This is a genomic window from Halospina sp. K52047b (assembly GCF_008709855.1).
Classification (GTDB): domain Bacteria; phylum Pseudomonadota; class Gammaproteobacteria; order Pseudomonadales; family Oleiphilaceae; genus Halospina; species Halospina utahensis_B.
This window is the reverse complement of record NZ_VYJH01000009.1, coordinates 113,494-126,973: the sequence shown is the minus strand read 5'-3', so window position 1 is coordinate 126,973 and position 13,480 is coordinate 113,494. Positions and strand designations below refer to the sequence as shown.

General features: G+C 61.1%; 8 protein-coding genes and 1 pseudogene. 3 read left to right on the top strand and 6 right to left on the bottom strand.

The genetic code is table 11. From position 1 onward, the window contains the following. Positions 1-218 precede the first annotated feature (218 nt). From F3089_RS12100 to fabB, 3 genes are all read left to right on the top strand, one after another. Positions 219-1,478 carry an EAL domain-containing protein gene (locus F3089_RS12100; RefSeq protein WP_353623151.1) on the top strand — a complete coding sequence of 420 codons (1,260 nt, stop codon included), beginning with the start codon at positions 219-221 and terminating at the stop codon, positions 1,476-1,478. 162 nt (positions 1,479-1,640) lie between these two features. Continuing rightward, entirely contained in the window at positions 1,641-2,150 is a 510-nt protein-coding gene (gene fabA, locus F3089_RS12095; protein ID WP_151441051.1) for a bifunctional 3-hydroxydecanoyl-ACP dehydratase/trans-2-decenoyl-ACP isomerase, read from the top strand. A gap of 14 nt (positions 2,151-2,164) precedes the next feature. Further along, positions 2,165-3,382, top strand: coding sequence for a beta-ketoacyl-ACP synthase I (fabB, locus tag F3089_RS12090; RefSeq protein WP_151441050.1), 1,218 nt, complete (start codon positions 2,165-2,167; stop codon positions 3,380-3,382). A gap of 21 nt (positions 3,383-3,403) precedes the next feature. Here the strand turns inward: fabB and parE are convergent, their stop codons facing one another. The 6 genes and pseudogenes from parE to F3089_RS12055 all read right to left on the bottom strand — a co-directional run bounded on the left by parE (position 3,404) and on the right by F3089_RS12055 (position 13,431). After that, the gene (parE, locus tag F3089_RS12085) at positions 3,404-5,302 is read right to left on the bottom strand and encodes a DNA topoisomerase IV subunit B (protein ID WP_151441049.1); all 1,899 of its coding nucleotides are present in this window, start codon (positions 5,300-5,302) and stop codon (positions 3,404-3,406) included. A gap of 93 nt (positions 5,303-5,395) precedes the next feature. Next, the gene (locus F3089_RS12080; RefSeq protein ID WP_192497367.1) at positions 5,396-5,875 is read right to left on the bottom strand and encodes a protease complex subunit PrcB family protein; all 480 of its coding nucleotides are present in this window, start codon (positions 5,873-5,875) and stop codon (positions 5,396-5,398) included. Positions 5,876-5,899: 24 nt separating this feature from the next. Next, complete coding sequence (locus tag F3089_RS12075; RefSeq protein WP_151441047.1) at positions 5,900-8,392, bottom strand: S8 family peptidase; 2,493 nt, start codon at positions 8,390-8,392, stop codon at positions 5,900-5,902. A 141-nt stretch (positions 8,393-8,533) separates the two neighbouring features. Continuing rightward, positions 8,534-9,900, bottom strand: a pseudogene (gene ltrA / locus F3089_RS12070) (group II intron reverse transcriptase/maturase). A gap of 426 nt (positions 9,901-10,326) precedes the next feature. Further along, entirely contained in the window at positions 10,327-12,372 is a 2,046-nt protein-coding gene (locus tag F3089_RS12060; RefSeq protein ID WP_151441045.1) for a TRAP transporter large permease subunit, read from the bottom strand. 30 nt (positions 12,373-12,402) lie between these two features. Next, on the bottom strand, positions 12,403-13,431 hold the full coding sequence (locus F3089_RS12055) for a putative solute-binding protein (protein WP_225741746.1): 1,029 nt from the start codon (positions 13,429-13,431) through the stop codon (positions 12,403-12,405). Between the last annotated feature and the right edge of the window lie 49 nt (positions 13,432-13,480).

Below are 13,480 nucleotides of genomic sequence, written 5' to 3'. Positions count from 1 at the left end.
CCCCTGCCTGCGAGCGGTGAAACCGAAAAGTTCTGTCACTGACCTTCAGAAAATCTGACTGTCTCCATGGTGCTTTTAACGTTGTTTGATGACAGAGGATGTCATTACGTTGATGAAATTGGCACAATCCGCTATGCCTGTCAGGAGGAGGGCCGTAAAAACGGGACGTTGTTCATAGTGCAGTCAGGGCCATGCCACCACTCGACCAGAGCAGTTCAGTGAGCGATCTTGAGCGTGTCAGCGCCCTGCTGTCTCCGGCAGCTGAGGACCATTGCTGGGTCGGGCGCTATGAAGGTCTGGTGTTGCGTACCGCACTCCAGCCTATATTCAGCATCTCCCACAAGCGCACTGTCGGCTATGAAGCACTGATCCGCGCTTTTGACAACGACTCGGCGCCGGTCCTGCCGCCCCACCTGTTCAATCTCGCCGAGGATCACCCTTCAAACCTGCTCCTGGACCGCCTGTGCCGCGCGTTGCATGTGCGCAATTTCCAGAACGTCTCGGACGAGATCAACTGGCTGTTTCTCAACGTCTCCCCCCAGTGCATGGCCAGCGGCATGCAGTCGGATGCCTTCTTCGGCAGACTCCTGCAGGATTCAGGCTTCCCCGCCCATCGGGTGGTCGTGGAGATTGTCGAAAAACCCAGCGACGACCCGGCCCTGCTGCGCCGCACGGTGGAATACTACCGTTCCCTGGGCTGCCTTACGGCCATTGATGATTTCGGTGCAGGGCACTCAAACTTCGAGCGCATCTGGAACCTGCGTCCGGATATCGTCAAACTGGACCGCCAGATGCTCGCCCGGGCGACTGAAGATAAGCGCACACGACAGATTCTCAAGGGCATTGTCTCACTGCTCCACGAGTCCGGCTGCCTGGTACTGATGGAAGGTGTCGAATCCCGCGACCAAGCCCTCATCGCCGTGGATGCGGGCGTGGATTTCGTCCAGGGTTTCTATTTCCACCGGCCAACAACCGAGCTGGGCAACGCCGTCCGGGGCGCCACAGACTTCGATACACTGCTCGAGGAATACAAGCAGGAGAAACAGCAGCAGTCCGACCCGACACAGACGATCACCAGCTTCTTCAGCCATCGCTTTGAACGGGTGATCAGCGCACTCCAGGCAGGACATGGCTTTGAACAGGCCTGTGAAACGCTGGTCAATCACCACACCGTATCGCGCTGCTACCTTATCGGTGATGACGGTGTCCAGGTCCACGACAGCCTGCTTTCACCGGAAAGCGCCCATCGGCTGGATCCGCGTTTCCGGCCACTGGAGAACACCGTCCAGGCGGACTGGTACCGACAGCACTACCTGCGCCGCGCCCTGCGCTATCCCGGCGAGCTCCAGATCACACGCCCCTATCTTTCTGCAACCGGCGCACACATGTGCATAACCCTGTCACGCGCCTTCGTCCATGGGGACCGCACCCTGGTGCTGTGCTGCGACATCCTTACCGGCGAGCAGCCCGGAGTCTGACTATTCCCGACACCGCATCAACCCGCAACAGTGATTCCCCCGTAAAGCGAACACGTGTTAGCTTTACGCTTCCGCACATGCAGTCAAAGTGTGGGAACAGAGTATCAAGCAATCCGCACCAGAGTCTGTTACCGTAACAGTTGTAATTCTCAGGAGATCGCCATGACAGTGGCCCAATTTGACAAAGCCGACCTGGAACGCTGCGGAAGAGGGGAACTCTTCGAAGGCGACATGCGGCTGCCGGTTGACCAGATGCTGATGCTGGACCGGATCCCCCACATCAGTGATGAGGGCGGTGACTACGGCAAGGGCCAGTTGATCGCGGAGCTGGATATTGACCCCGACCTCTGGTTCTTTGACTGCCACTTCAAGGGCGATCCCGTCATGCCAGGCTGTCTGGGCCTCGATGCGCTGTGGCAGCTGACCGGCTTCTACCTGGCCTGGACCGGCGGCCAGGGGCGGGGGCGGGCTCTGGGCTGCGGCGAGGTGAAATTTACCGGCCAGGTGCTACCCTCAAACAAGCTCGTGCGTTACCAGCTCGACATCAAACGCATCGTCCGGCGTGGTGTTACCATGGGAATAGCCGACGGGGTCGTCTCAGTGGATGGGCGCCCCATCTACCACGCGAAGGATCTGCGCGTCGGGCTTTTCACATCCACGGAAAACTTCTGAGGCAGAGACTAGCAATGAGACGTGTCGTGATTACCGGGATGGGGGTCATCTCCAGCCTGGGCAACAACCAGCGGGAAGTCACCGACTCCCTGCGCCAGGTCCGTTCAGGCATCGAGTTCAGTGAGGACGCCCGGGATAACGGGCTCCGCAGCCATGTCTGGGGCGGCCTCCATATCGACCCTAAAGAGCACATCGACCGCAAGCTCTACCGGTTCATGTGCCCCGCCTCCGCCTATGCCTATATGGCGATGCAGGAGGCCGTGGAGCAGTCCGGCCTCACGGACAAAGAGATCAAGGCGGATACCACGGGGCTGATCATGGGCACCGGCGGTGCCTCGACCGTTGAACTGATGGACTCGATCGATACCCACCGCGAGAAGGGTATCCGGCGCGTTGGCCCCTACCGCGTACCGCGGACCATGGGCTCGGCGATCAACGCCAACCTGGCGACTGCCTACGGCATCCGGGGCGTCAACTACGGCATCACCTCCGCATGCGCCACCAGCGCCCACTGCATCGGCCACGCCGCCGACCTGATCGCACTGGGGCGCCAGGACGTGATGTTCGCCGGCGGCGGCGAAGACCTGCACTGGACCCTGACGCTGCTGTTCGATGCCATGGGCGCTCTGTCGACCAAGTACAACGACACACCCGAGAAGGCTTCCCGCACCTATGACGCGGACCGGGACGGTTTTGTCATCGCCGGCGGGGGCGGTGTGCTTGCGCTTGAGTCACTGGAACATGCCCAGGCACGCGGTGCTCCGATCCTGGGCGAACTGGTCGGCTTCGGGGCAACGTCCGACGGTGCTGATATGGTGGCGCCATCGGGTGAAGGCGCCGTCCGGTGCATGCAGCAATCACTGAAGGGCATCGATGAGCCGCTGAGCTACATCAACACCCATGGCACCAGCACGCCCATGGGCGACGTCGTGGAGCTGCAGGCCATTCACAAGGTCACGGGCGATGCCATGCCCCCGACCAGCTCGACCAAGCCGCTGACCGGTCACTCGCTGGGTGCGGCCGGGGTGCACGAGGCCATTTACAGCCTGATCATGCAGCGTGAAGGATTTATCACGCCTTCGGCCAACATCGAGAACCTTGATGAAGGCGCCGAGGGCTATCCCTTACTGCGTGAACTGAAAGAGAACGTGGACCTGCCGCTGGTCATGAGCAACAGCTTTGGCTTCGGCGGCACCAACGCCACGCTGGTCTTCCGCCGCTTCGACGGCTGACCCACCGGCGCCGGGCCGGGGTCAGCCCACGACCTCGGCCTCGTTGCCGTGCTCTTCCAGCCAGGTACGCCGGTCCGCGGCGCGCTTCTTGCCCAGCAGCATATCCATCCGATCATCGGTACCATCATCCGGACTCAGTGAAAGCTGAACCAGACGGCGTGTGTCCGGTGCCATGGTGGTCTCACGCAGCTGCAGCGGGTTCATCTCACCCAGGCCCTTGAAGCGCTGGGTCTGGATCTTGCCCTTGCGCTTTTCCGCCGCCAGGCGGTCGATAATGCCCTGCTTCTCGTGCTCATCCAGGGCGTAGAAGGTCTCCTTGCCCAGATCGATGCGATACAGCGGCGGCATGGCCATGAAGATGTGCCCCGACTCCACGAGGGGCCGGAAGTGTTTAACGAAGAGGGCGCACAGCAGTGTGGCGATGTGCATGCCGTCCGAATCCGCATCCGCCAGGATGCAGACCCGGTTATAGCGCAGGCCGGCCAGGTCCCCGGAACCGGGATCCACACCAATGGCCACAGCGATATCATGCACTTCCTGGGAGCTGAAGATCTCTCCCGAATCCACCTCCCAGGTATTGAGGATCTTGCCCCGCAGCGGCATGACCGCCTGGTATTCACGATCCCGCGCCTGTTTCGCGGAACCGCCGGCGGAATCGCCCTCCACCAGGAACAGCTCCGACTGCGCCGGATCCGTACCCGTGCAGTCCGCCAGCTTGCCCGGCAGGGCCGGGCCCGAAGTGATCTTCTTGCGCTGGACCTTGCGTGAGGCCTTGAGGCGGCGCTGGGCATTGCCGATCACGAACTCCGCCAGCGCCTCGGCAATGTCCGTGTGCTGGTTCAGCCAGAGGCTGAAGGCGTCCTTGACCACGCCGGAGATGAAGCTGGCAGCCTCCCGGGAGGACAGGCGCTCCTTGGTCTGGCCGGAGAACTGCGGCTCCTGCATCTTGAATGACAGCACATAGCTGCAGCGCTCCCAGATGTCATCCGGCGTGAGCTTGACCCCGCGCGGCAGCAGGTTGTGCAGCTCACAGAACTCGCGCAGCGCTTCCAGAAGCCCTGTCCGCAGGCCGTTCACATGGGTGCCGCCCTGGGTGGTTGGAATCAGGTTCACATAGCTCTCGGCCACCACCTCCGTATCCTCGGGCAACCACTGCAGCGCCCAGCTGACCATCTCGGTGTTGCCGCTGATCTCGCCGGTGAACGGCTCCTGCGGCAGGCACTCCCGATCCGCCAGGGCGGTTTTCAGGTAGTCGGTCAGCCCGTCCTCGTAATACCACTCGTCCTTCTCGCCACTCTCTTCCTGCAGCAGAGTAACGGTCAGCCCCGGGCAGAGAACGGCCTTGGCACGCAGGTTGTGGCGCAGGCGGGGAATCGAGTATTTCGGGGTCTCAAAATAATCCGGATCCGGCAGGAAGCTCAGGGTGGTGCCCGTATTGCGCTTGCCCACAGTGTCGATGACGTTCAGGTCTTCGACCTTGTGACCGTGCTCGAAACGGATCCGGTGCAGCTTACCGTCGCGCCGGATCAGCACCTCCAGTTCCCTGGAAAGCCCGTTGACCACCGATACCCCTACCCCGTGCAGCCCGCCGGAGTACTGGTAATTGGCCTTATTGAACTTACCGCCGGCATGCAGCCGGGTCATGATCAGCTCCACCCCAGGAATGCCCTCTTCCTGATGGGCATCAACCGGCATGCCACGACCATCATCGGTCACCGACAGGCGGCCGTCAGCGTGCAGAACCACATCAATCCGCTTCGCATGGCCACCCAGCGCCTCGTCCACACTGTTGTCGATGACCTCCTGGGCCAGATGGTTCGGGCGGGAGGTGTCGGTGTACATGCCCGGGCGCTTGCGCACCGGGTCCAACCCTTTCAGGACTTCAATGGAATCGGCGTTGTAATCACTGCGTTGGCTCATGGGCTCGGGTGTCCATCAACGGGAGTGAGGCGGCGACCCCTGGGGCCACCGGATTCAGTATGCTCGTAACAGTACCAGAGAAAGGGAGGTGATTCAGCGCCCAGCCGACGCTTCCAAGCTCAACGGAAAACCGTCAGCGTCCATCTCGACGTACAGGCTTGACCAGCCCTCATCGGGGATAGCCAGCGCAACGCAGGGTGTTGTGATGACCTGGGCCATCATGGCGTCACTATCCGGCCTGGTTGCCTCCAGCGACAGGGTCAGGACCTTCTCGACCGTTTGCGCCTGACGCAGCTCCGCACCGTAACCCGGAGTAGGACGCTGCCCCAGATAGATCACCAGTACGTCCCGTCCGGCCTTGAGCGCCCCCTCACCAGCCGGCAGCAGACCATCCACATCGGGAAATTCCGACATTGACCGCGCCAGCGAGAGCCCGGGGCTCTGACGGTTGCAGTGATCCGCCTTCCCAACCACGTCGACACCGGAAAGCGAGGCCATCTCCGCCTGCCCCGACTGGCATCCCACCAGTAACGGCACCAGCAGCCCGATTCCCAAAGTTCGAAGACTTACCATTGCCATAATCCCCTTACCGGCAACTCACTGATTATTGATTCGACGGTAGCCGGGATCCGCCTGGGTATCAACCGGGCGGGTGAAGGCAGTTTCCAGTGTCACGTTCAGATTCATGGTCGGTGTTACCTCTATAGGCTCAGCCTGGCCGGTAAACGGGTACTCAGCACAAGCCTCGCCCGGACCACAGAAGGCGCCGTCATTGTCCATGTCGGTACCAGCGGTCAGGTAATAGTCACCCGGCGTTATCTCCGATGTATCAAACTCAAAACGGTACTGGCCTCCCCGCGCTTCAACGATTTTCTGGACGACTTCCATGTTTTCATCGTCCTCATCCACCGGTATCAGCTGGACAAAGTGAGCACCGGCGTTACGCTCTTCCTGATCGTCGGCCACGTTCGCGGTCACTGGAATCTCGTAACCCCGTTGACCACCATCATACTGGACTTCTATCACCCCGTTGCGTGATCCGCCTACCGGAATACCTGCTTCATCCAGAACCACCTCGTAGTCGGGAAAGCTCCCGTTCACATTAAACCAATCACTGCCAGTTGCTGCCCGGACATCGGGCGGCTGGAAATTGACGCCGGGATTACCAACCTGCCTCAGGGAAAGCGTTGCGTCAGGCTCCTCGCCGGACAGGTTGATTACCTCTGGGTGGGACGCGAGAGCCGCACGGCTGGTGAAATTGCCACCCGCAGCATCTGCATTCAGGAGGCCACGCCCTTTCTCGAGATCAAAGGCGCCATCGCCGTCCGTAATCGTTCCCTCGCGGATTAGGGCCCGGATAAGTGCAGGTTCCACGTCACCCTGTTCCAGCATCAGAGCCAGTGCACCAGTGACATGAGGAGCAGCCATCGAAGTGCCGCTGAGTCCATCCGTCGTCGGTTTCCCACCTGAATCCCCGGACGTACTGTGGACCTCCCGCTCTCCGATACAGGAGGCTTGACCATTCCGGCCACCTCCGGGTGCAACAAGATCGAGCCAATTACCGAAATTGGAGAATGCCGATCGGTTTGCCTCACAGTCCACGGCCCCCGCAGCGATGACCGTGGGATAGGCTGCAGGGTAGAACGGCTGGTCAGTACCTGCGTTACCGGAAGCCCCCACAACGGTTATACCCGCATCTTCCGCATCCCGGAGAACGTCGGCCATGGCCGGATTATTCCTCTGACTGCCCAAGCTCAGGTTGATCAGGTCTGCTCTCGGCGCATTCTGGCCATTGATGACCCAGCGCACCCCTTCAACCACATCGGCAATGCTGCCCTCGGACCCGCCCAGAACGCGAACTGGCAGAATATCGGCCGCGTGCGCCACACCAGCTACATCTCCTTGCTGGCTGGCATCGGCACCGACGATGCCGGCTACATGGGTGCCATGATAATCCGTCGTCGCCAGGTCATCCGGAAAGGAGGCATCGTTAACCGCATCAAAACAGTCCGGGCCACAGTTGATGTTGGGGGCCAGTTCCGGATGGAATGCGCCGTCATCGTAAAGGACGCCGGTATCCAGTACCGCAATCCGCACTGTTTCTCCGGAACGGCCATCATTCCAGGCCTCGTTGGCCTGGATCAGCTCGTAGTGCCACCGCTGCAGCTCGTATTCATACTGACCTGTGGGATTGGACTGGGCCCGAACACGATGGTTGGGATAGGCCGAAGCGACCTCCGGATCCTCGCGCAGTTCACGGACCCACGCCAGCGTTTCCCTTTTTCGTATGCGGTCAGAGGCGCCGGCGGGGAGAACGGCTTGCCGCTCGAGCGGCATACGCATATGGAACTGACCACCACCCAATGCCCGTTGCCTTGTGGCGTTGACGCCACTAAGTGACGTGGCTCGGACCCCTGAGGCCCTTCCGCGGCTACGCTTCATGGTCACGATCGCTTCACCGGCAAAGAAATCGCCACCCGAAATGCCCAAGACCTGTCCCTGACTCAGGGACGTTGCCCTCACCACATAACGCGCGGGGCCGCCCCCTGTGGCAGTAATGATCAGATCGTGCTCACCATCCTGCTGCGCCTGGACTGTCTTCGTCGATGCCGTGTCCGTAGAGGTGGAACTAGCGGCCCCCCCATTCACCGGATCCAGTTCAAGCTGTGTTTCCGGGTCACCTTCTGCCGTGCCGTCACTGGTGTTATAAGGCGCGGGGAGAATATTGATAGTGACACGTTGACCGTCAACCAAGCGAAGCCGCACCCGATCCGAATCATCCTCGGGATAATTGAAGCCATTGCCGTAAACCCCAGACTCGACACTGATGTAACCCCCCAGTACTAAATTGCCAGGAAACGGCGACCCGGAGTTCTGGACGCCACTCAGCGGTGAGCTCCGGGAGCTATCCAGCCCCTGGACCGTAAGATCGAGAGCTGTATCCGCATCAACCCGTGTCCCTGAGGCAATCTCGATCGTACCGCTAATAACCCCCGGACCGCTCCCACTTCCATCACCGCCACCACAGGCGGCCAGCAGAAGCGTTGAAGCTCCGCTCACGATCAGTTGGGTCAGCCACCTGGGGTACACGGATCGGTCCTCACTATTCCCGGTTGCAGGTCATCTCCATCATCCATGAATACCTAATCGGGATAGGAGGGAGCCACCGGCTCCACCCCTCCCACACCACCCGGCAAGCGGGTCCGCACCGGGCGGTTCAAGAAGTTGGGGTTACAAGAGACGCGGCACCCCCAACCGATCGAAGTAGGCAATGGTCAGCACATTATGGATGGCGGACATACTGTTGTGCCACCAGCAACGGCTCAACGCCGCCACCGATTGCGCAACCCGGTCACTGGCACCAAGGCGCACCAGCTCCCGGTACATCGTCTTGCCTCGGCGCCACTGTTTGAGATGTAAGGCTCTCAGGCGCCGGCGTATCCACTCATCCAGCGATCGCCGGATGCGTGGCGTTTGCGCCAGGCCAAAGTAGGCCTTCCAACCCAGCAGATAACGCCGCAGTGTTGCCACCACCTGCTCGATGCTGCGACCTGCGTTGCGTTGGGTCAGTTGCCGGACCCTCCGCTTGAGCGCCTGCAACGCCTTCGCTGATACCGCGCGCCGGACGCCACCGTCGCTGGCTTGCCACAGGGCATAGCCAAGGAATTTGCGGCCGAACACGCTTGTCACCGCGCTCTTGGATTCATTGATCCTCAAGCGCAGTTTGTCGTAGCAGCGTCGGAGCAGCCTCATAACCCGCTCACCGGCTTTGCGACTGCGAACGTAGACGTTGCAGTCATCGGCGTAACGGGCGAAGCGGTGCCCCCGGCGCTCCAACTCCTGGTCGACCTCGTCCAGCATGACATTGGCCAGCAGCGGTGACAGCGGGCCGCCCTGTGGCGTCCCTTGTACCCGCCGGATGGCCACGCCACCATCCATCATGCCCGCGTTCAGGTACGCTCGGACCAGCCGGATGACACCGATGTCGTCCACGCGCCTGCTTAAACGCTCGATCAGGATGTCGTGGTTGACCCGGTCGAAGAAGTTCGACAGATCAACGTCCACCACGACGTGGCAGCCCTGTTGGGCGTAGCGCTGCGCAGCCACAACCGCATCCTGGGCCCGTCGGCCCGGACGAAAGCCGTAGCTGTGCTCGCTGAAGGTGGGATCGATACGAGGTTGCAGCACTTGAAGCAGTGCCTGTTGAATCAGACGGTCGGTCACGGTGGGAATACCCAGTTCCCGCTCACTGCCATCTGATTTCGGAATGCCTACCCGACGCACAGGCTGTGGTCGGTAGGTGCTTTGCAGCAGTTGCTGGCGGAGTGTCGGCCAAGCCCAGCGCAGGTATTCGCCAGTCTGATTGATATCCAGACCGTCGACCCCTGCAGCGCCTTTGTTGGCCTTTACACGTTTCCAGGCTCGCTGCATGTTCTCTCGTGCGAATGCCTGCTCCAGCAGGCCTCGCCCTGCGCCCTCCGGTTCCTGTCGCGGGAGTGCTGTTTCATCACTGGTCATTTGCGCCAAGGCTTCACCCTGGCGTTCCACGACCCGCCCCGCTGCGCGGGCATCTGATGCCATACAGTGCTCATCGACAAGTCGTTTGACGCTCCTTCTCGTTCAGCCCTTCGTCCCGTGCTGGCGACTACTATGGCTTCTGCTGACTTCTCGCTCCGTGTTGCCACGTCGCCCTTTCAGGCATAAGGCGAGATCTCCCCGGGTAAGAACGCACTCCTTCACCGCACAACCGCCGGATTTACGCCACGTCGCCTTGGCCACAAGAGCTTCGCGGATTTCGGCCCGCTCGCCCTGCTCGGCAGCGCCTTATATCCGATTCTTATTCATCGGCTCGCGGTTTACGCTCCACGCTTCCTCCCCACGCTCGGTCACCCTCACGCAGTTGCGCTTCACTTCGTTCGCTGTGGCCAGCTTACGGGAGGACTTTCACCTCCAGGAGTGCGCCCATGCCGGGCGCACCGAAAAAGCGGCCCCGAAGGGCCGCTTTTGTACAAGCTTTCACAGTTTCAACCGTAGAACAGAAGAGGCACCAGGCCAACCAGCAGCAGCGTCGTGCCCATCACCATCAGTGGCAGGATCAGGCGCTGGAAACGCCGGTAAAGGTTGGGCGCCTCGGGTTCCGGGACCAGCGCCTCCTTAACGCCCACCACCTGTCGGGTAAGGAGGTGGTTGAGTGCAACCGGTGGCGTCAGGTACCCCAGCTCGAAGGCCACAATGGTCATGACCCAGAAATGCAGCGCGTCGACACCCAGACCAATGGCTGGCTGCGCAATGGTGGCGGAAACCAGCACCACGGCCGCGAACGGGTCCATGAACATGCCGATGATGGTCAGCATCACCATGAGCGCCAGCACCACCAGCAGGACCGATTCGGCTTCCGCCGGGAAGAGGCCGGCGATCACATGGGAGCGCTCCAGCACGCCACCAACAGTCATGGACAGACCAATGAGCGTGAGCAGCGCGCCCACATGCACGGCGGACTCACCGGCACCGAGCGCGATCCGACGGGTGGTGCCCGCGATGCGGCTGCCCCCGCCATCGTAATCAAGCGCTACCAGGGCGATCATGATGATCGGCAGCATCATGGGCGCGGTGAACTCGTTGAACTTCATTCCAAGCAGGAACCAGAACAGGAACACCATCACCGCAATCAGGATCACGTCCGGAATCAGCGGTTTGAGCGCCCGCAGCGACTGCTTCATGGCAAGCCGTGGGTTCTCGACCCGGGGCCGCCATTCTTTCTCGCTCCGGGTCACCATCAGGGTGAAGATGGTGGCGGAGAGGATGAACACCCAGAAGCCCCAGCCAAAGAGTTCGCTCGTTGTGACTTCCTTGTTCAGCGCCGCGACCACCACGATCAACAGGCAGGGATTGAGGACCACGCCCAGGCTGCCGGACATGGCCGTCGTAGCCAGAGACAGCTGACGCCCGGCCCCGGCCCGCCGCAGTTCATCATAGACGGTGCCGCCCACCGCAAGGATGAAGATGCCGGAGGCACCGGTGAACGCGGTCGGGAAGGCCGTGGCGAAGATCACGAGTGAGGCCAGCGTCGCCGGCGGCAGCTGCCAGGGCTGAACAATGGCGAGGAGCCGGTCCGGGATATTGGTCTGTTTGAGCATCATGCCCACAAACACATAGAGACCAATGTTCACGAACAGCGATGCGTGCTTGGTCAGCTGGTTCAGGTAAACACCAAGACCGGCCGTATCCCACTCACCACCGCTGGAGAAGTACAGGTAGCCCATGACCCCCATCCAGCAGTAGAGCGGAATGGCCAGAGGCGATGAGATGGCCAGCTTACCCCGGGGCAGATCCGCCGGCATGCTGAACAGACGCACCAGGTTGATCGCCGCCAGGACGCTGAACATCGTCATCCAGGCCTTCTGGAGCATCTGGAGGCTTCCGGTGTCCGGCGTATCGACAAGATCGCCGAAGTAGTTGTAAAGGGAGTAGACCATCAGCAGGTTGACCACCAGCTGGCCGGCTTCCGCCAGCACCCAGTCCACCCGGCTGATCGGGGGGCGGATACTGATGTGATGGTTCGCAAAGGCAGCCGTCGCAGCACCGAAGCCGAGGAGCATGATGAACAGATAGGTGGAGAGGGAGCGATTGTCCGTCAACCACCTGGACATGCCCCGCTCAACCGTCTTGTAGGCCACCAGCACCGGCGTGATCCGCTCCTGCATGGCCTCGTACTGTTCATGCCGATTCTCACAGCGCTCAATGTTGCTCTTGATCGAACGCCGCAACTGCTCCTCGCTGGGGCCGCCACCACCCAGACCGAAGGGGTCGTCCTCCTTGGCCGACAACTCTTCCTGAACCCGCTTATCGATGTCGACATCCGTCTCGCAGCTGGGCGCCTCGGCGCCCGGGTCAAGCGAGTAGTACCCCGGCCAGATCTGCTCGCCCATGGCCAGCATGCGGGAGTGCATATTGCTGCCCAACCCCATGAGGAGCAGGGCGACCAGCAGCAGGAGAACGATCGCGCCGTGGAGACGGCGCGCATGGCTGGGGGCGCGGGCGCTGCCCCAGGAGGAGGACGGTTCCGACATGACTACCTCAATACGTCAGGAATAAAGGTGTTACTCACGATCCGATGCTGTGCACTCCGATGCTTCCGGATTGATCCGGCAACGCACCTTGCGCAGCAGTGTCAGCATCTCGCCGTTGTACACCTCCGGCACCTCATTACCGTCCCCGTCCACGCCGTCACGCAGCTCGATGCGGTTCTGCCGGAACATTTCCTGATAGTCCGCGATGTCGGCATCCGGAATCTCAATCCAGGTCTCGTCCGGGATGTCCTTTTCATATTCCTTGACGGACTTGAGGGCGGTGTTGAAGTGGTCAAACGCCACTTCGCGTGAGGTCTGAGCCTCTTCGTCCGTCAGTACGCCGTCACGCACCACGATCTGCATGGTCAGCTGACCCAGCGGGTAATCAATCACGCCGCCCTTATCGCCGATCCCCCGATACAGCTCCAGTGACTCATAGGCCCAGCCCGGCGCATAAGCTGCGTCCACGGAGCGGTTGTTGAATTTGCCACCGAAGTCAGTGATCGAGGATGGCTCCACGCTGGCATTCACATAATTCACCATGTGAACCGCGTCCGGGTGATGGTTGAGCGTGGCGATGCGCTTGCCCGCCAGATCCTCGACAGTGTTCATGTCACGATCGGTCACGAACAGGTAAGCGGCACCCAGCGGAAAAATCCCCGCAACCTCGTAGCCACCCTGTTTCATGTACTCACTGGCTGACGGCTTGTTGATGGCGGAAAGGACGGTCTCGAGGTGCTTATAGGACGGAATCGCGCCCACCGCACTCAGGGTGCCGGTGAAATCGTTGTACCGGCGGATCCGGATGTCGGTCGCCGCCAGCGCATCGCAATCACCCGCGGAAAACGAGGACATGGCCACACCCTCGTCGGTGTACGGCTCCAGATTGAACTTGATGCCTTTCTCGCGCATATCCAGCGCATAATCCTCGATCAGGGCGTACTGGTCGCCACTGGAACCGATCAGGTCGAACACGCACATGTTGATTTCTTTTTCCTGGGCCTGCGCGAAAGTTGCCAGGCCAAGACAGACGGCTGCCGTCAGACTGCGGAGTCGCATGGATATCTCCTGTTGGATGTTGTTGTCAGTTGAGTCCCACTGCGGGCCT